The sequence below is a fragment of the Microbacterium sp. TS-1 genome, from assembly GCF_000509385.1.
Classification (GTDB): domain Bacteria; phylum Actinomycetota; class Actinomycetes; order Actinomycetales; family Microbacteriaceae; genus Microbacterium; species Microbacterium arborescens.
Genome location: NZ_BASQ01000001.1, coordinates 12360 through 38969, shown reverse-complemented (window position 1 = coordinate 38969; position 26610 = coordinate 12360). Strand labels below are relative to the sequence as shown.

Here is a 26610-nt window from a genome sequence, read left to right as displayed (position 1 = left end):
CGCGTGTTCCGCTACCCGACGCCCGACGACGCCCGCGGCTCGGGGTTCGCGATGGTCACCGATCGGTTCGCGCTGCTTCTCGGCCCGAGCGCCGGCGAAGCGCTGGCCGGGGCCGTGTGGGAGGCGATGACGGCGCGGGATGCCGCGTTCGAGGATGTCCTCTCGGTCATCGCGACCGTCGGCATCGGTGCGCTGCCCGATTTCGCCCTGGTCGAGCTCGTCGATGCGGGCTCCAGCGCCGTCTCCGTCGCCGTCCGCGGCGCGGCGACGATCGATCTGCACGGTCCTCAGCGCAGCAGCTACGCCGGTACGGGCATCGGCACGTGGGTCGAGGGCTCGGCCCAGCACGTCGCGGGCATCTCCCTCGGGATCGGCGCCGCGACCGGACCCTCGCTCCTCCCCATCGGTCGCGGCGTCGTGCGCACCGACGCCCTGGAATGGGGTTCGACCGCGCCTGTCGCCTCGCCCGCTGTCGCTGCAACCGTCGTCGCGGCTGCACCTCCCGTCGCGGCGCTCGAAGACCTCGACCCGCTCGAGACCGTCGCGGTCGATCGTCGAACGCTGACCGAGTCCTTCGGCCCCCGGCGCCGCACCCAACCCGGCCCCGAGCCCGAGCTGGCATCCGACCCCGAGCCGCGGCCCGAGATCGATGACAGCACCGTTCTCGGCTCGCGCCGCACACCCGCCGCACCCGTCGGTGCGCAACCGCGCCGGTACGTCCTGCGCCTCGAGCCGGGCGGGACCTACCCCCTCGACCACCCCATCGTGCTCGGGCGGGCGCCGCGCGCAGCGCAGCATCCGGGCGCCCGCATCGTCTCGGTGCCCTCGCCCCGCAAGGAGGTCTCGGGCACGCACGTCGAGGTCAGCCTCGACGCCGACATGCTCGTCGTGCGCGACCTGGGGTCGACCAACGGCACGATCGTGCGCGACGCGTCGGGCGACGCCGAGCTGCTGCGGAGCGGGGCGACCGCTCGGGTCGCGCCGGGTGCTGTGCTCGATCTCGGCGACGGCGTGCTCGCATCTTTCGAGCCGCTCTCGTGACGTCCGGTCAAGCGATTTCCCGGCCTGTGGTCGGTGTGTTAGAAAAATCTCACCGGATTCGGATTCCGGGGGACGTCATCGCGCCCCCGTTGACAGGGGGTGCATGACTCGTGGCGTCGAGACTGCCCTCCGCGCCGCCCGGTCTTGCGGGATTCACCTACGTCCGTCCCCTCGGTACGGGCGGGTTCGCCGACGTCTTCCTCTTCGAGCAGAACCTGCCTCGCCGCCCCGTCGCGGTGAAGGTCCTTCTCGAGGACATAATCGACGACAGCTTGCTGCGCATGTTCAACGCCGAAGCCGACGTCATGGCGCGCCTCAGCTCGCATCCCTCCATCCTGACGATCTACGAAGCGTCGATCTCCTCCGACGGCCGGCCCTACATCGTCATGGAGTACTGCCCCACCTCGCTCACCAATCGTTACCGGCGCGAGGTCATCCCGGTCGGCGAGGTGCTGCAGCTCGGAGTGAAGATCGGCTCGGCCCTCGAGACCGCGCACCGTTCGGGCCTCCTCCACCGCGATATCAAGCCCTCCAACATCCTCATCACCACCTTCGGCACCCCGGTGCTGTCGGATTTCGGCATCGCCGCCGCCATCTCCGGACGCTCCGACGGCGACGAGGTATTCGCGATGTCGGTGCCCTGGAGTGCGCCGGAGATCATCGACGAGCGCGTCTCCGGGTCGGTCGCGGCCGAGGTCTGGGGGCTCGGTGCGACGCTGTACTCCCTTCTCGCCGGGCGCAGCCCGTTCGAGCGCGCAGGCAGCGGTCAGAACAGCCGCGAGCAGCTCAAGTCGCGCATCCGGAAGGCCGCGTATACGCCGATCGGCCGGGCCGACGTGCCCGAGCGCCTCGAGCAGGTCCTCGCGCGCGCGATGAGTCGCGACCCGGGTGCACGGCACGCCACGGCGGCCGATCTCGCGCACGACCTCCAGCTCGTGCAGCACGAGCTCGGGCTCCCGCACACGCCGATGGAGGTGGCGGTCGACGAGTGGGCCGCAGCGGGGGCCACCGTCGACTTCGCCGACGACCGCGCACGCGGACCCGTCCGCCCCTCGGTGGCGTACGAGTCCCGCCGTCCGGCGCGGGCTGCGCGTGTGGTGGATCGCCGTCCCGACGAAGGCACGATCCTCGCGGGCGCCGAGCCGGTCCGCCGCCTCGGAACCGCAGCCCGGGTCGCCCTGATCGCCGGCGGCGCGCTGCTGGTCGCCGGGGCCGGTGCCGTCACGACGTTGCTCATCGTCGGCGGGGGCTTCTGAGATGGCGCGGCGCGAGAGCGCGCGTCCCCGCGTTCGCCGGACGACCTGGATCGCCGCGGGTGCGGTGACGGCGGTGCTCGCGGTCACCGCGACGCTCGCCGTCGTCTGGCCGGGGTACGACGCGCAGTCGACGCCTCCGGACGATCCGACGGTCTGGGCGCTGCAGAACGGCGCCGGCAGCGGATACGCCCGCGTGAACCTCGAGCTCGGCGAGATCGACACCGTCAAGCGCGTCGACAACGGCAGCGCGCTGGCGCAGACCACGGACCGCCTGTTCGTCTACAGCAACGGCTCATCGCAGTTCTCCGACGTCGACATGGGCCGGCCGGCCGACCTCACCGAGGACGCCCAGGATGTCTTCACCCCGACGCCTCCCGGGACCGCAGACATCGCCGTGACTGGCGACACCATCGCCTACCGCACCGAGGCGGGGGCCGTGTTCGGCTCGAGCCTGTCGGGCGGTGGCGAAGGGATCCCGATCGACCCCTATGCGGATGCCGAGGTGCCCGAGGGCGAGGAGCGGCCGCGCTTCGTGGCCACCTCCATCGCCGTCGGCACGGACGGCGTCGTCTACGCCTTCTCGGCCGCGGAGAGTCGGGTCGTCCGCGCCGACTCGCGCACCGGCCGCATCCTCGGAGAGGACGCGGCACCGAGCGATCTCGACGCGGCGCAGCTGAGCGTCGTCGGCTCGCGCTGGGTCCTGCTCGACGACGCGAGCGGCGACGTGTGGGTGCGGGGGCGCGACGAGGCGATCACGACCGGTCTCGCCGGAGGCGCCAGACTGCAGGACGCCGCAGGCGACGGCGATCGCGCCTACATCGCCGACGCGGAGGGCGTCGTCGCCGTGGACCTCACCGGTGCCGGCGCGAGCCGCGCGCTCGACCGCCCCGGCGCCGGCACCGCCGCCAGGCCCGCGGTGCTCGGCTCGACGGTCTACGCCGCGTGGCTCGGCGATGGCGAGTCGGCCGGTTCACTGTGGTCGAGCGATGACCCCGGCACCGTCACGCCGCTGGACTACCGCGGCGCCGACATCGGCGACAATGTCGATCCCGCCTTCATCGGCAACGGCACGAGGCTCGCGCTGAACGATCGCCGCTCGGGCTGGGTCTGGAACGTCCCCGACGGGGAGCTCGTCGCGTCGTCGCAGCAGTGGGATCTCGACCGTCAGGTCGAGATCGAGCAGCAGGATGATGCCACCTCCGAACGTGTCGTCGATCCGAAGCCGCCCGTCGCCGTCGACGACGCCTTCGGGGTCCGAGCCGGTTCGGTGGCCCTCCTCCCGGTGCTGCTGAACGACCACGACCCGAACGAGGACGTGCTCAGCATCGACCCGGGCTCGCTGGAGAACCTCGACCCGTCGTTCGGAACCGCGTCGATCACCGGCGCGCAGCAGCAGCTGACGGTCGCCGTGTCTCCGGATGCCGCGGGCACCGCGACCCTCCGCTACCGGGTGACCGACGGCACGACCGCCGACGGCCTGCTCTCCGAGTTCGCTACGGTGACACTCACGGTCGTGGACGACGAGCAGAACACCGCGCCCGTATGGTGCGGCGTCGAGGGATGCCTCGCCACCTGGCCGTCGCTCACCGTGGCTCCCGGCGGAACGGTCTCGGCCGAGCTGCTCGAGGGGTGGGTCGACCCCGAGGGCGACCCGGTCTTCCTCGCCGGCGCGACGAACGACACCGGCGTCGGAACGGTCACCACCACCCCCACGGGAACGCTGACCTACCAGCATCCCGATCCGAACGCCACGGAGGGCCTGACCGTGACGATCACGGTCACGGTCTCCGATGCGCGCGGCGCGGCCGCGACCCAGCCGCTCACGATCACCGTCACCCCCACGCCGGAGCTGACCGCCGAGTCGTTCGCGGTCACCGGCGTCGTCGGCGAGCCGCTCGACGTGTCCGTCGCGCCGTACGTCACCGGCGCCGCCGGGCCGGTGTCCCTCACCGGCGTCGTGCCGCTCGACGAGGCCCAGTCGACGGCGGCGGCGAACCCTGCCGCGCTGAGCATGGTCGTCACCGCCTCGGCCCCGGGCTCCTATCTCGTGCAGTACACCGTGCGCGACTCTCTGGCCGAGGCCACGGCGACCGTACGGGTCACGATGCTCGCGCCCGAGACGGCCAGCATCACCACTCCGCCCCTCACCGCATTCGTCCGGCCGAACGAGGACGCGACGATCGACGTCGCCGCCGCCGTGTCGAATCCGGCCGGCTCGGTGCTGCTGCTCAGCGACATCCGGCCCGAGAGCGACCCCTTCGCCTCGCTCGGCGTCGACCTGGTCGGCCAGAGCCTGCTCCGGGTGAGCGGCATGACCGACTCGGGTGAACCCGGCCGCCTCGGCGTCGTGCGATACACCGTGTCGGACGGTACCGGCAGCGCAGCCGCGACGGCGCAGGGCGAGCTGACCGTCGTCCTGCTCCCGGCCGCGACCGCGGAACCGCCGATCGCGGTCGATGACGCCGTGACCGTGCGCGCGGGCACGCAGATCGACATCCCGGTGCTCGAGAACGACACCGCTCCGTCGGGCGCCCCGATCGCCATCGATCCCTCGTCGATCGTGAACGAGACCGGCGGCGGGCTCGCTTTCGCGACGAGCCGGCTGGTGCGCTACCTCGCGCCCGAGGAGCCCGGGACGTACGCCCTGACGTACACGATCTTCCGGCTCGGATTCCCCGAGGTCAGAGACACAGCACGCGTGACCGTGACCGTCGTGGGTGACGAGTCGAACCAGGCACCCCTCCCGCGGACGCTGGTCGGGCGGGTCCTCAGCGGCCAATCGGTCAGCATCCCGCTCGACGCCTACGCCGTCGATCCCGACGGCGACCCCGTCGTGCTCGACCGCATCGTCGCACAGCCCGACCAGGGCTCGGCGACGATCTCGGCCGACGGCTCGGCGATCGTCTACACGAGCCCCGACGGCTTCAGCGGGCAGGTCAGGTTCCGGTACGCCGTGCGCGACCCCAGCGGAGCGACCGGGACGGCGGACGTGCGCGTCGGAGTCATCGACACGCAGACCGACCCGAGTCCGGTGACCTACAGCGATTACCTGCAGGTGCAGGTCGGCGCGGAGAGCACGGTGGTCGTGCGCCCCACCGACAACGACATCGACCCCGCGGGGACCGATCTCGAGCTGATCGACGTCGCACCGAACGCGCAGGAGGGCTCGAGCGAGTACGACACCCTGCGGGGCCTGATCGGACCGATCGAGAACGGCGCCGTGACTCTTCGCGCGGGCGACGTGCTCGGCACCTTCTCGTACACCTACACCGTCCGCAACGAGCGGGGCGACACCGCCATCGGACTCATCGTCGTCAAGACCGTCCGCGAGCCGGTGCCCGACTACCCGGTCGTGCGCGACACCGTGCTGACGCTGGAGAACCGCGAGGACTTCCCCCGAGGCATCGATGTGCTCGACGGGCAGGTGTCGTGGAACACCGGTGACGTCTCGGGCCTCCGTCTCTCGCTGTGGGGCGAGCCGACCGATCTCGCCGTCGACGGCTGGAAGATCTCGGGCGAGCTGCCCGAGCGCTCGCGCCTCATCCCCTTCGAGGTCACCGGCACCGCGTTCGACGGCACCGAAGTCACTTCGTACGGATTCCTCCGCGTGCCCGGCGAGGCCGACGTCCGCCTCGCGCTGCGCGAGGGCTTCCCGCCCCTGCAGGTGCGCGAGAAGGAGAGCGTCGATGTCGACCTCGCTGACGCCGTGCGCGTCCCCCGCGGCGCGACGCTGGTGATCGACGACGGCATCCGCGCGGGCGGCGCTCGCGGCGAGGCCGTGTGCAGCGTCGTGTCGGGCACCACGATCCGATACTCCGCCGGTGCCGGCGCCCCGTGGACCGACAGCTGCATCGTCCCCGCGCGACTGAGCACGCAGGACGTCGCCACCTTCCTGACGCTCCGGGTGACGATCGAAGCCGAGATTCCCCAGCCGACCCTGCGCAGCGCGTCGCTCACCGTCAGCCCCGGCTCGACGCAGACCTACGACCTGGGGCAGATGGTCCAGTGGGCCGGTCGCGCCGATTGGGACTCCGTCCGCTATGCGGGCGCGTACGGCGGCGACCAGTTCACCGTGACCGTCGAGGGCAGCACCGCGACGGTCACGGCAGCGGATGCCGCGCGTCCCGGGCGTCAGGAACCGGTCGCGATCTCGCTCCCGAGCCACTCCGACGCCGCGCCCGCCAATCTCCTCCTGACGGTCGGTCCTGCACCCTCGACGCTGCCCAAGGGCGGGTCGGCGGTGCAGACGTGCTCGCAGTCGGGCGGCGCGACCTCGTGCACGATCGAGGTGATCGGCGGGGCCGGCGAAGTGAACCCGCTGCCCGGCACGCCGCTGCGGCTCGTGGGCGCCAGCGGCCCCGGCAACTGCACGGGCGTGTCGTTCTCGCGCGCGAGCGACACCGCCGTACGAGCGACGTGGAGCGCGGATGCGCCGGGCGCCGCCGATTGCACCGGCAGCTTCACCGTCGAGGACGCGCAGGGGCGTCAGTCCAGCGGGGCCCGCAACGGGCAGGTGATCCTCGACCTGCAGGGCCTTCCGGCCAATCCCGCGCGCGTGGAGTGGACGGCGTACACCGGTGACTCGGTGACCCTGCGCGTGAGCTCCGACAGCGGTTCCTACCCCGCTGTCCAGGGCTACCGGATCACCGCGGGTGGCCGCGAGGTCGCCACCTGCCCGGCATCCGGGTCGTGCTCCCCGATCTCCGCGCCCGTCGGCGAGAAGATCACGTACGAGGCGCGGGCCTACAGTTCCGTCGGTGAGTCGCGCTCGACCGTGCGCACCCAGGCGTGGGCTTACCGCCCGCCGGCACAGCCCGCGGGATCGTCGTTCGAGCCGACGCCCAACGGACGCGACGGGGGACGCGCTACCATCACCGTGACCGGACTGGATGCCACGACCGGCAGCGTGCGACTGAGCGGCGGGCGCGCGGGATCGGACACGCGCCCCGTGGTCGGCGGCACCGCGACGTTCCCCAACTACGACGTCGGATCGAACTCCGCGATCACTCTCACGGCGACGCCGCTGACGACCTTCGACCTGCCGCCCATCGCGGCCGGCTCGAGCGAAGGGCAGTCGCGTGCCGTCACGGCGCACGGCGTCGGCGCCCCGGGCCTGACTCTGTCGGAGACCAACACCTCGAACTCCATGCGCGTGACCGCGTCGGTCACCCCCAACGGCGATGGCACGCAGACCCTCATCGGTTTCAGCGACGTGTCGGCCGAGGCCTGCGTTCCCACCGGGTCGGCGACGAGCCAGCAGTTCGAGGCGCAGGCGTTCAAGCGCAAGACGGTCTGGGCGTGCGCCGAGCACACCTTCAACGGAAAGCGCGGCTTCGGCGTCACGGGCGCCGAGATCTCGGCGCGTCCGGTCGGCAACGTCGAGGCGCCCGAGGGGATCACCTTCTCGGTGAGCACGCAGCCGAGCAGCGATGGCACGACCTACACCTACGGCGCACAGCTCAACCGTCCGACCGATCCTCCGTTCGAGGACGCCCAGTTCAGGCTCCTGAACGGCCGCACGACGGTCGCCGACTTCACCCCGGGCTACAACGCTCCCGTGACCGGCTGGTCCGGACGCTGGTGCGACACGTTCCTCGGCTTCGACGCCAACTGCTCGGACGCCTCTCCGATCGAACCGGCTTCCGCAAACGCATCCTTCCCGGTTCAGGTCTCCGCGAACTCGTTGCCGTCGTGCCGATCGGACCAGACATCCGTCCCCGCGTGGAGTCCTCCGGGCCTCCCGTCGGGCACGTATTCGGTCGCTTCCGAGGCCGTCGGCGGCACGGGCACGGCACGGAGCAACCGTTACACGGTGACGTGGACGGGGCCGTTGTCCGGCTTGCAGAAGCTCACCCTGGAGCGGTCCTGCGAGCAGATAGCCGCCCCGCAGCCGACACCCACCGAGCCATCCGCCGATGGCACCGGCAACACCGCCCCCTGACAGCCGCCGCATGGCGAACCGAGAGGACCCCATGAGCATCACACCGGAGCAGACCGCCTGGTTCCAGGAGACGTTCGCGACGCTCGTCGACAACGTCGAGAAGGTCGTGCTCGGCAAGCGCCACGTCATCGAGCTCGCCTTCACCGCGATGGTCTCCGAGGGTCACCTCCTGCTCGAGGACTACCCGGGAACCGGCAAGACCTCACTCGCCCGCGCCATGGGGCAGACCGTGCAGGGCACGAGCAGCCGCATCCAGTTCACGCCCGACCTGCTTCCCGGTGACGTCACCGGTATCACGGTCTACGACCAGAGCCGCGGCGAGTTCGAGTTCCATCAGGGCCCGATCTTCGCCAACGTCGTCCTCGCCGACGAGATCAACCGCGCCTCGCCGAAGACGCAGTCGGCGCTGCTGGAGGTCATGGAGGAGGGCCAGGTCACGGTCGATGGTGTGAGCCGCCGGGTGGGCGTGCCCTTCCTCGTCGTCGCGACGCAGAACCCCGTCGAGCAGGCGGGCACCTACCGTCTGCCCGAAGCGCAGCTCGACCGCTTCCTGATGAAGACGACGCTCGGCTACCCCGATCACGCCGCGACCGTGCGCATCCTCGAGGGGGCCGCCGAGACGCGCCGCGAGGTCTCCCCCGTCATCACGCCCCAGGGCGTGGTGAGCATGGCCGACATCGCACGCGGGGTCTACCTCGACGCCCTCGTCCTCGACTACATCGCCCGCCTCGTCGAGGCGACGCGGCTCGCGACCGAGGTGCGCCTCGGCGTGAGCGTCCGCGGGGCGATCGCGCTGACGAAGGCCGCGAAGACCTGGGCCATCGCGCACGGCCGCAGCTACGTCACGCCCGACGATGTGAAGGCCCTCGCCGAGCCCGTGCTCGCGCACCGTCTGATCCTCGACCCCGAGGCGGAGTTCGACGGCGTGACGGCCGGGGCGGTCATCGGGCAGGTTCTGCTCGACACCGTGCCGCCCAGCCAGAGAGAGACCGTGTGAGCTTCGACACCGAGTCCCGCCTGACCCGGACCTCCGTCTCGGAGGGCACGGGTTTCGCGCGCACGCGGTTCGGCACCACCGGCCGCACGACCGTGCTCGCGGTGCGTGGCGTGCAGTCGTGGCGACGTCTGCGGCGGGCCGCCACGGCGACGGCGCGATGGATCGCCGAGACGGTCACGGTCGCCGGGTGGCTGATGGTGGTCGCCGCTGTCCTCGGGCTGGGCATCGGCCTGCCCCTCGGTCTCATGGAGTTCACGGCCGCCGGCGTCGTCGCCCTCGTGCTCCTCGTGCTGTCGGTGCCCTTCCTCTTCAGCGCCCGCGCCTACCAGGTCGATCTGCGTCTCGAGCACGACCGGGTCGTCGCCGGCACCCAGGTGGAAGGAACGCTCGTCGTGACCAACGTCGGCGCGGCGCCCGCCCTCCCCGGTCGCATCGACGTCCCCGTGGGAGACGGCATCGTCGACGTGCACGTTCCTCTGCTGCGCCACGGGCACACCCACACCGAACAGGTCGTGGTGCCCACCCACCGGCGCGGCATCATCACGGTCGGTCCCGCTCGCACCGTGCGAGGCGACCCCCTCGGCATCCTCAAGCGCGAGGGCACGTGGGACGACGTGCACACGCTCTACATCCATCCCGTCACCACGGCGCTCCGCAGCACGACAACCGGTTACATCCGCGATCTCGAGGGCAGCGCGTCGCGCACGGTCGTCGACGCGGACTTCTCGTTCCACGCGATCCGCCCCTACGTCGCCGGCGACTCGCAGCGCCAGATCCACTGGAAGTCGACCGCGAAGACCGGCACCCTCATGGTCCGGCAGTACGAGGAGACGCGGCGCAGCCGCATGGTCATCGCCCTCGCGGTCGGTGCCGACGAGTACGCCTCCGACGACGAGTTCGAGCTCGCCGTCAGCGCCGCAGCCTCGCTCGGCATCCGCGGCATCCGCGACGGACGCGACGTCGACGTCGTGGTCGGCGGAGAGGTGCCGGAGTTCGCCCGCCGTCGCATCCGCACCATCCGCGAGCTCACGACCATCACGACCCGCACTCTGCTCGACGACCTCGCCGGGCTCGACCGCCTCGAGCACGTCAGCCCGCTGCGCGATGCGGCGTCGCTCGCCGCGGAGAGTCACCCCGACGTCTCGATCGGGTTCCTCGTCTGCGGCTCAGCGCTCACCGCTGCCCAGCTGCAGTCCGCTGCCCTCGCCTTCCCCGCCGACGTCGGCGTCATCGCGGTGACCTGCTCGCCCGAGGCCGAGCCGGGCCTCCGCGCGCTCGGGAGCATGTCGGTGCTCTCCATCGGACTCCTCGACGACCTCCGTCAGCTGCTGTCGCGGGCGGCGCAGTCGTGAGCGCGCCCGCACGGCGCGACCTGCGCGCCCGACGCACCCCCCGGACCCCCTGGCGCTTCTTCGTCCTGCAGGCGGTCGTGCTGTTGCTCGTGCTCGCCGTGGGCGCGTTCGCCGCGTGGCCCATCTACCGCAGTGCGGCGTTCGTCATCGTCGTCGCCGCGGCGCTGGTGGCGGGGACGGCCATCGCGGCGGCCGGACTGCGCTGGCGTCTGAACGGCTGGTGGATCGCGCTCGCCGCGATCGCGACGTACGTCGTCCTGGGTCTCCCGCTCGCGGCCCCCGGCTCGCTCGGCTCGCTCCCGCAGGCGCTCCAGGGCCTGCGGGGCGTTGTGACGGCCCCGGTCACCGGGTGGAAGGACCTCCTGACCCTCGAGCTGCCGCTCGGCAGCTATCAGGCCACGCTCGCTCCCGCGCTGCTGGTCTTCCTCGGCGCCACGGTGCTCGCGCTGTCGGTCGCGTGGCGCGGCGGACGATGGTGGCCGCTCGCCGTCGTCACGGCGCTCGTCCCCACGGTGTTCGGCGTCGCGTTCGGATCCACGGCCCCCATGCCCGGCCCGGCGGTCGGGCCGGTGGCGCTCAGCCGCGAAGCACTCGTGGGGATGGCCGCCCTGGTGGCGGCGCTCATCGCGATCGTGTGGCGCACCACGGCAGACCGGCGGCGCGCGATCGCGACGGCGACGGCCGCGACAGGCGTCCGCAGCGGCAGCAGGCCCATCCGCGGGCTCGCCGGGCGGATCGCCACGGCCGCGGGGATGGTCGCGGTCGGCCTGGTCGGCGCGACGATCGTCGCGCCGTGGGCGCTCGCGGGGGCGCCCCGCGACGTGCTCCGGGCCGACGTCGACCCGCGGCTCGAGCTCGCCGCCGAACTGAGCCCGCTCGGGCAGTACCGCACCTGGTTCTCCGACGACCGCTTCGACCAGCCCATGTTCCGCGTCACGGCGCCCGAGGGCGTCGACCGGGTGAGGCTCGCGACGCTGCCGTTCTACGACGGCCGGGTCGCGCGGGTCGTCGACCCCGCCGCGCCGGCCGGTGACCCGCGCTCGTCCTTCACCCGGGTCCCCTCGGCGCTCCCCGCCGGCGCCGGATCGGTCACAGGATCCGCGCGCATCGCGATCGAGGGCTGGGACGGCGTCTGGATGCCGACGGTCGACGCCGTCACCTCCGTCGACTTCGACGGCGCGGATGCCGCGACCCTGGCCGACGGTTTCTACTACAACGCCGAGACGTCCGCGGGTGTGCAGCTGGCGGACCCGGGCCTGCAGCCCGGCGCCGAGTACCGGCAGGGCACCGCTCGTCCCGAGGCCGTACCCGCCCTCGGTTCGCTGGAGCCCGCACGGGGCACGCCCACGCTCGGCGACGACGTCGTGCCCGAGAATCTCGTGCGATGGATGGATGAGCACGCGAACGGCTCCGGCGGGGCGGGACTGGAGCACCTCATCGACCTGCTCCGCGCACGCGGATTCCTCAGCCACGCCCTCACGATCGACACGGCAGCACCACCGGCGTGGATCACCGATCTCGGCGACTACGCGTTCCAGCCGAGCCGGGCCGGGCACTCCACCGACCGCATCGACCAGCTCTTCGGGGATCTTCTGGCTCGCGAGGACGAGGTCGGCGGTGAGGACGACGCGGCACTGGTCGCGGCCATCGGCGACGACGAGCAGTTCGCCGTGGCCGCGATGATGATTGCCGACCGGCTCGGCTTCGACGCCCGGATCGTCGTGGGCATGCGGCTGCAGTCGACCGACGATACGCTCGCGACCTGCGACGACGGGCTGTGCACGGCCGGAGACATCTCCGCGTGGCTCGAGGTGCGCGGTCTCGGTCCCGACTGGGTCGCCGTCGACGTCACGCCGCAGCACGCGGTGTTCCCCTCCCCCGACACGCAGCAGCGGCAGGATCCGAAGATCCCGACCGATGTGAGGCAGGAACAGGCCGAGACGGTTCAGCCCGCCGAGGCGAATCCCAGCGACGGCGGCCGCAGCCCCAGCGACGACACGGCGACGTCGCGCGACCTCACCGCGCTGTGGACGGCTCTCCGCATCGGCGGGATCTCGCTCCTCGTGCTGCTTCTGCTCGTCGGGCCCTTCGCTCTCATCGTGCTGGCCAAGCTCGTGCGACGCCGCGGCCGCCGCGCCAGCACCGACCCCGTGGAGCGGTTCACCGGCGGCTGGCAGGAATTCGTCGATTCCGCGGTGGACCACGGGCTCCCCGGGCCCGGCTCGCTGACACGGCAGGAGCTCGTGGTCGCGTACGGCGGATCGGTCGGGGCGACCGAACTGGCGACGCTCGCCGACCGGTCGGTGTTCGACGCCGCACCGCCCGACGAGGACGAGGCGGAGCGTTTCTGGCGGATCGTCGAGTCCGAACGTTCGCGGCTCGATGAGGGCCTGGGCTTCTGGGCCCGGCTCCGCGCGCGGGTGTCGCTCCGCTCGCTGGTGCGACGGGAGCGTCGCGTCGGCCGAGCGCAACGGCTGCCGCGCGGACGGCGGGATCGATAAGGTGGCACGCGGCACGCGCGGAAGGTTCCGCGCTCGAGGGCAGGAGAACAGGTGAAGGCACAGGGCTTCACGATCGACCACGCAACGGCGGTCATCGCGCTCGGCGGCTCGAACGGCGGCCCCACGGGCGCCTTCGCGGCCCTCGGGATCGTCCAGGTCGTGGTCGGCATCGGGATCTACGTCTGGACGGCGTTCGCACTCACCGCGGTGTTCCGCAAGACGGGCATCGATCCGTGGCGCGCCTGGGTGCCGGTGCTGAACATCTGGGAGCTCTTCGTCCTGGCCGGCATGCGCGGGTGGTGGGCAGCCGTGCTCGCCGGTGGCGCCGTCCTCGTGACCATCATCTCCGGCGTCGTCGCCGGCATCTTCGCCGGGATCGCGCTCAACGCGGGCTTCGGCGGTGACGCCGGCAGCGCGGCCGGCGCGCTCGCCGCCGCAGCGATCGTGCCATCGCTCATCTGGCTCGCCTTCATCGCATTCGCCCTGGTCATCCACGTTCGGATGCTGCGCGCCCTGTGCCGCGGGTTCGGACTGGGCACCGGGTTCGTCGTGCTGGGCGCCCTGCTGTTCCCGGTGTGGGCGAGCGTCGTCGGCTGGGGCTCGGCGCGGTGGCTCGGCCGTGAAGCACCGGCCGAGCCCGGGCCGTTCCGTACGTCCGCGGCCCCGGCCGCGGGTGCGGCGGTGCCGACATCGCCCGTCGCCGCGTCGCTCGCGACACCGGCACCCGCCGCGGTGCCCGCGCCGCCGCTCTTCGCGCCGCCGAGCCCTGCACCCGGCGTACCCGCTCCGCCCGCCGCGCCCGCGGCATCCGAGCCCATCAGCGCGAGCCCGTGGGCCCCGCCGCCCCCGCCCGCCGAGGCGGCACCGGCCGATCCGACTCCGCAGTCGTGGTCCGCCCCCGCCCCGGCGGCCGCTGCGGTACCCTCGCCGGCTCCCGCTGCGGCTCCCGCTCCGGCTCTCGCGGCCGACGAGGGGGACGTCGACGAACGCACCGTCCTCGCCGCACGACGCGGTCCGCAGACCAGTCTCCGGCTGCCGAACGGGTCGTCGGTTGCGCTGTCGGCCACCGCCGTCGTGCTCGGACGCAACCCGCTCGCGCCCGATCAGGCGCCGGATGCGCAGGCGATCGCGATCGACGACGTCACCCGCACGGTCTCGAAGACGCACGCCCTGCTCCAGCACACCGGCTCGGGCTGGACGATCACCGACCTGGCCTCCACCAACGGCGTGTTCGTCGGCCCCGACGACGTCGAGGCCTCGGGACCGACGCCCGTTTCGGGGGTCTTCCACCTCGGAGACGCCGAGCTCGAGCTCACCGAGGCCTGATGACCACCGCGACGCCTCCGATCGATGTCCACGTGACCAGCGGCAGCCGGACCGACACCGGGCGCCGTCGATCCGTGAACGAGGATGCGCTGCTGGCCGAGTATCCCGTGTTCGTCGTGGCCGACGGCATGGGCGGACACGACGCGGGCGACCGTGCCTCGGCCGCGGTCATCGAGGTCTTCCGGCCGCTGGTCGGTCGCGACGACCTGCGGCCAGAGGAGGTCGCGGACGCCGTCGAGCGTGCTCATTCGGCGGTCGCCGTCGTCGCTGCCGGAACCTCCCGCGGAGCCGGCTCCACCCTGTCGGGAGTCGTCGCCGTTCAGCAGGGCGGTGTGCGGCGCTGGCTCATCGTCAACGTCGGCGACTCGCGGGTCTACCGACTGCTCGCCGAGCGGCTGGAGCAGCTGACGATCGACCATTCGGTGGCACAGGAGCTGGTCGACGCCGGTCAGCTCACGCGCGAGCAGATGGCGACGTACGAAGGCCGGAACGTCATCACCCGCGCCATCGGCGGCGAGCGCAGCCGCGCCGACTTCTGGCTCATCCCGATCGTCACCGGTGAGCGCATCGTCGTGTGCTCCGACGGGCTGACCGGGGAACTCTCCGACGAGGCGCTCCGTGCCGGCCTGATGATGGGCGGCTCCCCCGCCCAGACGGCGGAGTCCCTCGTCGCCCAGGCCCTGGCCCACGGCGGCCGCGACAACATCAGCACGATCGTGCTGGACGTCGTCGCGGGCGGCATCAGTCCCCGCCTCGAGGACACGACCGGGGGCATCATGAACAGCGAATCGGTCACCGCGACGGTCGAGGTCGCCACGGCGCGCTCTCGACGCCGCCGAGCGGACCATGGCTGAGCTGCGCCGGCGGTCGCGACAGCCCCTGCCGGCTCCGGGCGACATCGACGGCCGCCGGCCCGAGCGGATCCTGGCGTCGAGCGATCGCGCCGACGTGCACCTGTACCGGGATGCTGCGGGCCGGAACCCCGCGGCGGTGAAGGTCCTCCGTGACCCGCTCGACGATGATGAGCGTTCGGTCTTCACGGCGGCCTCCGCTCGACTCGTCGCCCTGTCCGCTCATCCCAGCGTCGCGACGATCCACTCCGCCGGCACCACCGACGACGGTCGCCCGTACCTCGTGATGGAGTACTGCTCGCGCGCCGACCTGGCCGAGACGGCGTCGCGCCGACCGATGAGCGTGCCCGAGGCGCTCCGACTGCTGGTCCGCCTGTGCGGCGCCGTCGAGACCGCGCACCGGCACGGGCTCGCCCACGGGCGGATCCGCATCGAGAACGTCCTGACGACGGACTACGGGTGGCCGGCGCTGATCGGCTTCGACACCGATGCCCTGCTCCGCCGCGGCGAGCGCAACGCGACCCCGGCGGCGCGGGCCGCGGATGTGCACGGCCTGGCCGTCGCGGCGACCGAGCTGCTGACGGGACGGCCCATCGCCGAGACGGCCTCACCCCTCGAGGGCGCCGATTCGGTGCCCGCCGAGTTGGAGACGCTCGTGCTCACGACTCTCGGGGCGGGAGAGGCGGGCGGCGGTCCGACCGCCGCCGAGTTCGGTCTGGCGCTGCAGCGCATCGAGGCGGACCGGCACCTCCCGATCACGCACCTCGACGCTCGGGAGCCGAGCGCTGACGCTTCCGACGGTGACGACCACACCGTGTTGTCGACCCGGCATGCCCCCGCGGACGACCACACCGTGCTGGCCGGCCGGCGCCGGGCCGGCGACGATGTCGACCCCGAGCCCGATGGTGTCGACCGCACCGTCATCGCCCATCGCCGCCGCAGCCCCGGGGACGACGGTCCGGTCGACCAGGATTCCGACGAGCGCACCGTCCTCTCGGCTCGCACGTCCGTCTCCGACGACGATCGAACCGTGCTGTCCGTCCGGAACACCGGACCGGACGACGACCGGACGCGTCTGGTGTCCCGGTCGATCCCCGCCGCGACCGATGTCCCTGCACGCGACGAGGCGCCCGCGGCAGATCCCGACAGCGAGCCGACGGCGTTCGTGCGCCGTGAGCGGCGCGACGACCTCGTCCGCGGCCGCGTCGACACCGAACGTCTGGCGATGGGACCGGACGACAACGGCGAGCGCTACCGGGTCCGGGCGACGCCCCGGCTCGCCGAGGTGTCCCGGGTCCGCGTGGAGGCGCCGGTTCGACAGACCGCGCCGACGACCGCGTCGCGACGTCGTGGCACGGCAACGGTCATCGCGGTCATCGGGATCGGGGCGATCGTCCTGGGCGCCGCCGCGACAGCCGTCGTGATGATGATCGGAGGAGGAGCATGACAGCCATCGACAACGACACCGACGAGCACGACCGCGAGGAGGTGGGCGCCGCCGCGGGCGAGATCGCCGAGAGCGTCGCAATCGAGTTCTGCGGCGAGTGGTTCCGCCCCGTCGCGGGAACCACCTACGCGATCGGGCGAGACGCCGACCTCGTCATCGACACGAACCCGTACCTGCACCGACGGCTGCTCGCGATCGACGCCGAGCACGGCCTGTGGTGGCTGTCGAACATCGGCCAGTCGATCTCGGTGAGTCTCGCCACGCCCGACGGTGCCTACCAGGCGGTGCTGGGCCCCGGCGCTCGCGTTCCGCTGGTGTTCCCCGCTCTCGTGGTGATGTTCACGGCGGGCGCCTACACGTACGAGCTGACGGTGCACACCGACGGGTCGCGCTTCACCGTCCGAGACAGCTTCCCCCGCACCGCGGACGAGCACGTCGGCACGACGACCGTCGGTGCGGTCGCGCTGACCTCCAGCCAGCGACTGCTGCTCCTGGCCATGTGCGAGCCGATCCTGCGCGGCGGCATGGTGGGCTCGAGCCAGGTGCCCACGTCGGCAGCCGCGGCGGAGCGACTGGGCTGGCCGCTGACGACGTTCAACCGCAAGCTCGACAACGTCTGCGACAAGCTCGACCGCGAGGGCGTGCGCGGCCTCCGCGGCGGCGTGGGCAAGCTCGCCACCAATCGCCGCGCGCGTCTGGTCGAGCACGCCGTTCTCTCACGCCTCGTGACCGCCGCCGACCTGCCGCTCCTCGACGAGATCCGCGACGAACAAGCCTGAAACGCGCCGCAGCGCCGTACGATGGAGGGCTGTGTCCACGCCCGCCCCTGTGATCTCCTTCCCGCCCGAGCTGCCCGTCAGCGCGGCACGGGACGAGATCGCGCGCGCCATCCGCGATCACCAGGTCGTGATCGTCGCGGGTGCCACCGGCTCGGGCAAGACGACGCAGCTGCCGAAGATCTGCCTCGAGCTCGGGCGCACGAGCATCGCGCACACGCAGCCGCGCCGGATCGCCGCGCGCACGGTCGCCGAGCGCATCGCCGCCGAGATGGAGGTCCCGCTCGGCGGGGCCGTCGGCTACAAGGTCCGCTTCACCGACCAGGTCTCGGCCGAGACTCAGGTCGCGCTGGTCACCGACGGCATCCTGCTGAACGAGATCCACCGCGACCGGATGCTGCGCCGGTACGACACGATCATCATCGACGAGGCGCACGAGCGCTCGCTCAACATCGACTTCCTCCTCGGCTACCTGCGCCGCATCCTCCCCCGCCGCCCCGACCTGAAGGTCATCGTCACCTCGGCGACGATCGACCCCGAGAGCTTCGCCGCGCACTTCGCCGACGCCCAGGGCGCCCCCGCGCCGATCATCGAGGTCTCGGGTCGCACCTACCCTGTCGAGGTGCGGTACCGGCCGCACGACGACTCCGGCGATGACGAGACGGCCACGGACGACGTCGACGGGCTCGTCGCGGCTCTGCGCGAGCTCGACCGCGAAGCCGACGGCGACGTGCTCGTCTTCCTCCCCGGCGAAGCCGAGATCCGCGACGCTATGGACGCCGTGCGCTCGGCATATGCGAAGGATGCCCGCCCGACCGAGGTGCTGCCGCTCTACGGGCGGCTCTCCGCCGCGGAGCAGCACCGCGTCTTCGAGCCCTCGCGGGTCGCGGGGGTGCGGCGCCGGGTCATCCTCGCCACCAACGTCGCCGAGACGAGCCTGACCGTTCCCGGCATCCGCTATGTCGTCGACGCGGGCACGGCACGCATCTCGCGCTACAGCAACCGGTCGAAGATCCAGCGGTTGCCGATCGAGGCCGTGTCGCAGGCATCGGCGCAGCAGCGCGCCGGTCGAGCCGGCCGAACGTCGGCGGGTATCGCCATCCGGCTCTACGCCGAGGATGACTTCACCTCGCGTCCGGAGTTCACCGAGCCGGAGATCCTCCGCACCTCCCTCGCGTCGGTGGTCCTTCAGATGCTCGCGCTCGGATTCGGCGACATCGCGGACTTCCCGTTCCTGACCCCGCCGGACTCCCGCGGCGTGAAGGCCGCCTTCGATCTGCTCGTGGAGCTGCGGGCGGTGCGCCGCGATGAGAAGGGCGCCTGGCGGCTGACCGACACCGGCCGCGAGATCTCGCGTCTGCCGATCGATCCGCGATTCGCGCGCATGCTGGTCGAGGCGCGCACCCTCGGCGTGACCCGCGACGTCCTCGCGATCGTGGCGGGCATGTCGATCCAGGATGTCCGCGAGCGCCCGGAGGAGCGACGCGAGGAAGCCGACCGGCTGCACGCGCGGTTCACCGACCCGACGAGCGACTTCCTGACGCTGCTGAACCTGTGGAACCACCTCCAGGATCAGCAGCGCGAGCTCGGCTCCAGCGCGTTCCGCCGCACCTGCCGGGCGGAGCACCTGAACTACGTACGCGTCCGGGAGTGGTTCGACGTCCACCGCCAGCTCAGCACGCTCGCCCGCGGCGATCGCGACCGCGGAAAGCGCGGACGCGACGAGCCCTCCTCGGACGGAACGGGCGCGGCGCATCCCGACCGCGTCCACCGGGCGGTCCTCGCCGGTCTCCTCTCGCAGATCGGTGTGCTCGACACCCGGAGCACCGCGACCGCCCGCGCCGCGACCGGCCGAAGCGGCGGGGGCAAGCCGACGCGTCCGCGCGCCGAGTACCGCGGCGCGCGCGGCGCGAAGTTCGCGATCTTCCCCGGGTCGGGCTTGCGCAAGGCCTCGCCCGACGCGGTGATGGCCGCCGAGCTCGTCGAGACGTCGCGACTGTATGCGCGCACGGTGGCCGCGATCGATCCCGCCTGGGCCGAGGAGCTCGCCGGAGATCTCGCCCACCGGTCGATGAGCGACCCGCACTGGTCGAAGGATGCCGGGGCCGCCGTCGCCGCCGAGAAGGTCACCCTCTTCGGTGTCGAGATCGTCCCACGCCGCCGCGTGCAGCTCGCCGGACGCGACCGCGAGCTCGCACGCGAACTGTTCCTGCGCCACGCGCTCGTCGAGGGCGACTGGAACTCCGCGCACCTCGACAAGCGCCTGACCGCGTTCGAGCGACGCAACCTCGAACTGCGGCGACGCCTCGAGAAGATCGAGGAGCGCGAGCGGCGCCGCGACATCCTCGTCGGCGACGAGGCGGTCTTCGCCTTCTACGACGCACGCATCCCGCGCGACGTGTTCGACGTGCGGTCGTTCGAGGCGTGGTGGCGCGATGCCGCAGCACGCACGCCGCGCCTGCTCGACATGACCGAGGGCGACCTGGCCGGGGATGCCGCTGGCAGCGACGAACGCGCCTTCCCCGCGCGCTGGCGACAAGGCGATCAGGTGCTGTCGCTCGCCTACCGCTTCGAACCGGGCGCCCCCGATGACGGCGTCAGCGTCGTCGTACCGCTCGCGCTCCTCGCCTCCCTCCGCCCCGACGGCTTCGACTGGCAGGTGCCGGGGCTGCGCGACGAGCTGATCGCGGGGCTCCTGCGCGCACTCCCCAAGGCGATCCGTCGGCATGTCGTCCCCGCCGCCGACTGGGCATCGCGGTTCGCCGAGGAGCTGGCCGGCGATGGTCCCGAGTCACACGACGGCCTTCCCGCACGCACCCTGCGCGACGCGCTCGCCGCTCGCATCCAGCGCGTCGCGAACCAGCCCGTCACGGCGGCCGACTTCGACCTCGAGCGCGTGCCCGCCCACCTGTCGATGTCGTTCCGCGCTGTCGACGAGCGCGGGCGCCCGCTCGGCTCGTCGCGCGACCTCGCCGAGCTGCAGCAACGGCTCGCCAGCCGCAGCCGCGCCTCCGTCGCGCGTTCGCTCGCGAAGGCCGCCCCGCGTCCTGGAGCCCAGCCCGCCGCAGCGTCACCCGCCGCAGGATCTCCCGCCGGGGCGACGGCCGCGGGGCCGGCGGGCGACCAGCGGTCGGGCATCGCCGAGCAGACCGGCCTGACCGACTGGACTTTCGGCGACCTTCCCGAGCTCGTCGACACGAGGGTCGCCGGCGGCGTCGTGCGCGGATACCCCGCCCTCGTCGACGAGGGAGCCTCCGTCGCCCTGCGCATCGAGGCGACCCCGGAGCGGGCCCGCCGCCTGACCCGCGCGGGCGTCCGGCGGCTCGTCCTGCTGTCCGTCCCGTCTCCGGCGACCTATGTCCTCGATCACCTCACGGCGCCCGAGAAGCTCGCGCTCGCGGCCTCCCCGTACCCGTCGGCCAAGGCGCTCATCGAAGACGCGCGCGTCGCCGTGGCCGATGCCGTCATCGACCGCACCGCGGCATCCGTCCGCACGCCGGCGCAGTTCCAGGCGGTGCGCGACGCCTTCTCGGCGGCTGTCGTCGACGAGCTGTTCCAGACCGTCTCGCTCAGCGCACGCATCCTCACCCTTCAGCGCGACGTCGAGCGGGCGATCCGCAAGGAGAACTCGATGGTCCTGCTCGCCGCTCTCGGCGATGTGAAGCAGCAGCTCGCCGGGCTGGTGTTCCCCGGGTTCCTCTCGCGGACGGGAACCGCCCGTCTCGCGCACCTGCCCCGCTACCTCCAGGGCGCCCTCGATCGCGTGTCGACCCTGAGCGACAATCCCGGACGCGACCGGCAGCGCCTCACGGAGTTCGAGCGCGCCGCGGCGCTCTTCGCCGAGGCGGGCGGGACGATCCCGCCGGCCGACGACGCTCCCGCGAACCTCCGGCATGCCCGATGGCTGCTCGAGGAGTACCGTGTGAGCCTGTTCGCCCAGCGCCTGGGCACCGCCGAGCCGGTATCGATCCAGCGGATCACCAAGACGCTCGCCGGCACGGGCTGATCAGTCGGTAGCGTGGCCCCATGGCCCATGCAGTGACGTATTCCGAGTTCGGCGGACCCGAGGTCCTCACCCTCAGCGAGATCGAGGTGCCCGCGACGGGCCCCGGTCAGGTGCGGGTGCGCGTGACCGCGGCCGGGGTCAACCCGATCGATCACAAGCTCCGGGCGGGTCTGCGGCCCTCCGCCACGATCTCGAAGCCCCGGCGCGTCGGCAACGACGGCGCCGGCGTCGTCACCGAGGTCGGCGCCGATGTCGACGGTTTCCGCGTCGGCGACGACGTCGTGGTGTTCGGGGCGAGCGGCGTCTACGCGACCGACATCGTCGTCACGCCCGACAAGCTCACGCCTCTCCCCGCCGGCGTCTCCCCCGCCGTCGGCGCGGCGCTCGGCATCCCGGTGGCGACGGCGTACCAGGCGCTGCGGTCCCTCGACGTCGGCCCGGCCGACACCCTGCTGATCCACGGCGGCAGCGGGTCGGTCGGTCAGGCCGCCATCCAGTTCGCCCGGCTCCGCGGAGCGTCCGTCGTCGCCACGGCGAGCGACGCCCGCGCGGACCGCGTCCGCGAGCTCGGCGCGACGCCCGTCGGATACGGCGACGGACTCGCCGACCGCGTCCGGGCGGCCGCGCCGCAGGGCGTGACCGTGGCGCTCGACTGCGCCGGCACCGACGAAGCGCTCGAGGTCTCGCTCGAGCTCGTCGCCGACCGGTCGCGCATCGCGACGATCGTACGCGGAGCGGATGCCGCAGGGCTCGGCATCCGCGCGTTCTCCGGCGGAAGCCCCGAACCGCTCACCGAGCAGCAGGTCGCGTGGCGGGCCGAGGCGATCCCGGTGGTGGCGGCGCTGCTCGCCGCCGGCGCCTTCCGCGTCGAGCTGGGGCCCGAGCTGCCCCTCGCCGAAGCCGCCGAGGCCCACCGTCTCGTCGCGGCCCACACGCCGGGCAAGATCACCCTCGTGCCCTGACCGCCTGACGGCCCGGCGGTGGCTCCGGAGCACAGCGAAGCGGCGCCCGCACCGGCGATCCTCGGAAGGATGCCGGCGCGGGCGCCGCTTCGTGTGCGCGCCGGGATCAGTTGCCCGAGCGCCGCTTGTTGTAGACGTCGAAGGCGACCGCGAGCAGCAGCACCAGACCCTTTACGGCCTGCTGCCACTCGATGCCGATGCCCATGATCGACATGCCGTTGTTGAGCACACCGATGATGAGGCCACCGATGATCGCACCGCCGATGGTGCCGACGCCACCCTGCACCGCCGCGCCGCCGATGAAGGCCGCCGAGATCGCCTCGAGTTCGAAGCCGTCACCGGCCTTGGGGCCGGCGAGGTTCAGTCGCGCGGTGAAGATGAGTCCGGCGAGAGCGGCGAGCACGCCCATGTTGACGAACAGCCAGAAGTCCGCGCGGCGCGTCTTGATGCCCGAGAGCTCGGCCGCGTGGCGGTTGCCGCCGATCGCGTAGATGTGGCGGCCGAACACCGTGCGGTTCATGACGATGCCGTACACCAGCACCAGCACCGCGAGCACGATCAGGGTGACGGGGATGCCCTTGTATGAGGCGAGCGCCCACGTGAACCATCCGATGACGACGGCGATGAGGGCGAGCTTCGCGACGAACCAGACCAGCGGCTCGACGTCCTGCGAGTACTTCTGGCGTCCGGCGCGGGTGCGCCACTGCTGCACGATCAGGGCGACGATACCGAGCGCGCCGATGACGAGAGTGAACAGGTCGGGATCGGATTCACCGAAGATGCCCGCCAGGAAGCCGTTGCCGAGCGCTCGGTACTCGGTGGGGAACGAACCGATGTTCGCGTTGCCCAGCACGACGAGTGCGAGACCTCGGAAGATGAGCATGCCCGCCAATGTCACGATGAACGCGGGTATGCCGACGTAGGCGACCCAGAAGCCCTGCCAGGCCCCCACGAGCGCGCCGATCAGAAGCGACAGGACGATGGCGAGCCACCACGGCATGCCCATCTTGACCGCGAACACACCGGAGACGGCACCGATGAACGCGGCGACGGATCCGACGGAGAGGTCGATGTGGCCGGCGATGATGATCATCACCATGCCGATGGCCAGCACCAGGATGTAGCCGTTCTGCACCACCAGGTTCGACAGGTTCTGCGGGCGCAGCAGGATGCCGTTGGTGAGGATGGCGAAGAGGGCGACCACCGCGATCAGCGCGATGAAGATGCCGTTCTTGCCGAGGTCGGCGAGGATGTGTCCGAGCCACCGCGTGAAGCGGTTCTCGTTCGGGTTGATCCCGCCGCCGGCGGCGGTCTCGGGAGCGTTCAGGTTCTGAGACATTCGAGGATCTCCTGCGGCCCCGCTCAGCGGGGCTTCTCCATGGTCATGAGTTTGAGGACCGACTCGGGGGTCGCGTCGGCGATGGGCAGCTCACCGGTGATGCGCCCCTCGGAGAGGGCGTACACGCGGTCGGAGATGCCGAGCAGCTCGGGCAGCTCGGACGAGATCACGATGATCCCCTTCCCCGCTGCGGCGAGCTTGTTGATGATCGTGTAGATCTCGTACTTCGCCCCCACGTCGATGCCGCGGGTGGGCTCGTCGAGAATGAGCACCTCGGGATCGGAGTAGATCCACTTCGACAGCACGACCTTCTGCTGGTTGCCGCCGGAGAGCTTGCCGGTCTTGGCCAGGACGGTCGGCGCCTTGATGTTCATGCTCTTGCGGTACTGGTTGGCGACCGAGAACTCCTCGTTGTCGTCGACCAGACCGGCCTTCTCGAGCTTCTTCAGCGACGCCATCGAGATGTTGCGCTTGATGTCCTCGATGAGGTTCAGGCCGTACGTCTTGCGATCCTCGGTGGCGTACGCGAGCCCGTTGGCGATGGCCTCGGAGACGGTGCGCGTGCGGATCTCCTTGCCGCGCATGAACACCTTGCCCGAGATGCGGGTGCCGTAGCTGTGACCGAACAGGCTCATCGCGAACTCGGTGCGCCCGGCGCCCATGAGCCCGGCGATGCCGACGATCTCGCCCGCACGGACGGTCACCGACACGTCGTCGACGACGACGCGGGTCGGGTCCTGCGGGTGGTGCGCGGTCCAGTTCTCGACCCGCAGCAGCTCGTCGCCGATCTGAGGCTCGTGGTCGGGGTAGCGGTGCTCGAGGTCGCGGCCCACCATGTCTTTGATGATGCGGTCCTCGGTGACGTCGTTCTTCGAGATCGTCTCGATGGTCTTGCCGTCGCGGATGACGGTGACGGTGTCGGCGACCTTCTTGATCTCGTTCAGCTTGTGGCTGATGATGATCGACGTGATGCCCTGCTCGCGCAGGCTCAGGATCAGGTCGAGCAGGTGGTCGGAGTCCTCGTCGTTGAGCGCGGCGGTCGGCTCGTCGAGGATGAGGAGCTTGACCTCCTTCGACAGGGCCTTTGCGATCTCGACCAGCTGCTGCTTGCCGACACCGATCTGGTTGACCTTCGTCGTCGGGTTCTCCTTGAGCCCGACGCGACGCAGCAGCTCGGCGGCGGCGAAGTTGGTCTTGTTCCAGTCGATGAGGCCGCCGACGCCCTTCCGTTCGTTGTTGAGGAAGATGTTCTCGGCGATCGAGAGGTACGGGCTGAGCGCCAGCTCCTGGTGGATGATGACGATGCCGCGCGCCTCGCTGTCGCGCAGATTCTTGAACTCGACGGTGTCGCCCGCGTAGACGATCTCGCCGTCGTAGGTGCCGTGCGGGTAGACCCCCGACAGCACCTTCATGAGGGTCGACTTCCCCGCGCCGTTCTCACCGCAGATCGCATGGATCTCGCCGCGCTGGACGGCGAGATTGACATTCGAGAGCGCCTTGACGCCGGGGAAGGTCTTGGTGATCCCGCGCATCTCGAGGATGGTTTCGCTCACGTCTCCGACTTCCTTGTGGGGTGGATGGTTTCTCGGGTGCGGCGGCGGGAGCAGGGAAGCTCCCGCCGCCGTTCCGAGGATGGGCGGATGCCGCGGCTCAGAGACCGAGCTCTTCGGCGGTCCAGTAACCGGTCTCGACGAGAGCGGACTCGACGTTGTCCTTCACGACGGGGACCGGGGCCAGCAGGAACGAGGGGACCACCTTGACGTCGTTGTCGTATGTCTCGGTGTCGTTGACCTCGGGCTCCTCGCCCTTCAGGGCAGCGGCGGCCATGTCGGCAGCGACCTTGGCGAGCTCGCGGGTGTCCTTGAAGATGGTGGCGTACTGCTCACCGGCGAGGATCGCCTTGACCGAGTCGACCTCGGCGTCCTGGCCCGAGATGATGGGCCACTCGGCGCCGAGCGAGTATCCCGCGCCCTCGAGCGCGGAGATGATGCCGCGCGAGATGCCGTCGTAGGGCGAGAGCACCGCGTCGACCTGCGTGCCGTCGGAGTAGTTGGCCGTGAGGATGTCCTCCATGCGGCTCTGAGCGGTCTCGCCGTCCCAGCGCAGCGTCGCGGCCTGCTCGATGTCGGTCTGGCCCGACTTCACCACGAGTGTGCCGTCCTCGATGAGGGGCTCGAGGACCTCCATCGCGCCGTCCCAGAAGAAGAACGCGTTGTTGTCGTCGAGCGAGCCGGCGAACAACTCGATGTTGAAGGGGCCCGCGGGGGCGCCGTCGAGCGGGTTGCCCTCGAGGTCGGTCAGACCGAGTCCGTTCAGGACGGTCCATGCCTGCTGACGGCCGACGAGCGCGTTGTCGAACGTGGCGTAGTAGTCGACGTTCTCGGTGCCCTTGATGAGTCGGTCGTAGGCGATGACGGGGATGTCGGCGTCCGCGGCGTTCTGCAGCGCCTCGGTCAGCGTGGTGCCGTCGATCGAGGCCACGATGAGCGCCTCGGCGCCCTTGGTGATCATGTTCTCGATCTGCGAGACCTGGGTGGGGATGTCGTCCTCGGCGTACTGGAGGTCGACCTGGTAGCCCTGGTCCTCCAGTGCCTTCTTGACGGCGTCGCCGTCCTGGATCCAGCGCTCCGAGCTCTTGGTGGGCATCGCGACGCCGATGAGGCCGCCGTCGCCGCCGCCCTCACCGCCGCCGGCGCCGCCGCCGCTGTTGGAGCAGGCCGAGAGCGCCAGGGCGCCGACGGCGAGCGTCGCTGCTGCGAACAGGAACTTCTTGTTCACTGTGTGTCCTTTCCAGTGACTTCACTGTCTTGCGGGA

General features: G+C 71.5%; 15 protein-coding genes. 12 read left to right on the top strand and 3 right to left on the bottom strand.

Annotated elements, in window-relative coordinates; all coding sequences use genetic code 11:
* Positions 1-3: 3 nt before the first annotated feature.
* The 12 genes from MTS1_RS00135 to MTS1_RS00080 all read left to right on the top strand — a co-directional run bounded on the left by MTS1_RS00135 (position 4) and on the right by MTS1_RS00080 (position 22456).
* Positions 4-1041: an FHA domain-containing protein gene (locus MTS1_RS00135; RefSeq protein WP_023950269.1), complete on the top strand. Its 1038-nt coding sequence runs from the start codon at positions 4-6 to the stop codon at positions 1039-1041.
* 110 nt (positions 1042-1151) lie between these two features.
* Positions 1152-2297, top strand: a complete 1146-nt coding sequence (locus MTS1_RS00130) for a serine/threonine-protein kinase (RefSeq protein WP_023950268.1) — start codon at positions 1152-1154, stop codon at positions 2295-2297.
* A 1-nt stretch (position 2298) separates the two neighbouring features.
* Positions 2299-8238, top strand: coding sequence for an Ig-like domain-containing protein (locus MTS1_RS00125; RefSeq protein ID WP_023950266.1), 5940 nt, complete (start codon positions 2299-2301; stop codon positions 8236-8238).
* Positions 8239-8269: 31 nt separating this feature from the next.
* Positions 8270-9235, top strand: coding sequence for a MoxR family ATPase (locus MTS1_RS00120; protein WP_023950264.1), 966 nt, complete (start codon positions 8270-8272; stop codon positions 9233-9235).
* The gene (locus tag MTS1_RS00115) at positions 9232-10587 is read left to right on the top strand and encodes a DUF58 domain-containing protein (RefSeq protein ID WP_023950262.1); all 1356 of its coding nucleotides are present in this window, start codon (positions 9232-9234) and stop codon (positions 10585-10587) included. Before MTS1_RS00120 ends, MTS1_RS00115 begins: the two co-directional genes overlap by 4 nt.
* Positions 10584-13088, top strand: a complete 2505-nt coding sequence (locus MTS1_RS00110; protein WP_023950260.1) for a transglutaminase domain-containing protein — start codon at positions 10584-10586, stop codon at positions 13086-13088. Before MTS1_RS00115 ends, MTS1_RS00110 begins: the two co-directional genes overlap by 4 nt.
* 51 nt (positions 13089-13139) lie before the next feature.
* Positions 13140-14414, top strand: a complete 1275-nt coding sequence (locus MTS1_RS15925) for a DUF5684 domain-containing protein (protein ID WP_023950258.1) — start codon at positions 13140-13142, stop codon at positions 14412-14414.
* The gene (locus MTS1_RS00100; RefSeq protein ID WP_023950256.1) at positions 14414-15268 is read left to right on the top strand and encodes a PP2C family serine/threonine-protein phosphatase; all 855 of its coding nucleotides are present in this window, start codon (positions 14414-14416) and stop codon (positions 15266-15268) included. Before MTS1_RS15925 ends, MTS1_RS00100 begins: the two co-directional genes overlap by 1 nt.
* Positions 15261-16712, top strand: a complete 1452-nt coding sequence (locus MTS1_RS00095; protein WP_023950254.1) for a protein kinase — start codon at positions 15261-15263, stop codon at positions 16710-16712. Before MTS1_RS00100 ends, MTS1_RS00095 begins: the two co-directional genes overlap by 8 nt.
* A gap of 62 nt (positions 16713-16774) precedes the next feature.
* Positions 16775-17491: a hypothetical protein gene (locus tag MTS1_RS00090; protein WP_036304804.1), complete on the top strand. Its 717-nt coding sequence runs from the start codon at positions 16775-16777 to the stop codon at positions 17489-17491.
* A 31-nt stretch (positions 17492-17522) separates the two neighbouring features.
* Positions 17523-21494 carry an ATP-dependent RNA helicase HrpA gene (hrpA, locus tag MTS1_RS00085; protein ID WP_023950250.1) on the top strand — a complete coding sequence of 1324 codons (3972 nt, stop codon included), beginning with the start codon at positions 17523-17525 and terminating at the stop codon, positions 21492-21494.
* A 20-nt stretch (positions 21495-21514) separates the two neighbouring features.
* Entirely contained in the window at positions 21515-22456 is a 942-nt protein-coding gene (locus tag MTS1_RS00080; RefSeq protein WP_023950248.1) for an NADP-dependent oxidoreductase, read from the top strand.
* Between the two features lie 106 nt (positions 22457-22562).
* Here the strand turns inward: MTS1_RS00080 and mmsB are convergent, their stop codons facing one another.
* The 3 genes from mmsB to chvE all read right to left on the bottom strand — a co-directional run bounded on the left by mmsB (position 22563) and on the right by chvE (position 26573).
* Complete coding sequence (mmsB, locus tag MTS1_RS00075; RefSeq protein ID WP_023950246.1) at positions 22563-23795, bottom strand: multiple monosaccharide ABC transporter permease; 1233 nt, start codon at positions 23793-23795, stop codon at positions 22563-22565.
* A 23-nt stretch (positions 23796-23818) separates the two neighbouring features.
* A complete protein-coding gene (mmsA, locus tag MTS1_RS00070; RefSeq protein ID WP_023950245.1) occupies positions 23819-25348 on the bottom strand; it encodes a multiple monosaccharide ABC transporter ATP-binding protein in 1530 nt (509 codons plus the stop codon).
* A 97-nt stretch (positions 25349-25445) separates the two neighbouring features.
* Positions 25446-26573, bottom strand: a complete 1128-nt coding sequence (chvE, locus tag MTS1_RS00065; RefSeq protein WP_023950243.1) for a multiple monosaccharide ABC transporter substrate-binding protein — start codon at positions 26571-26573, stop codon at positions 25446-25448.
* Positions 26574-26610 lie beyond the last annotated feature (37 nt).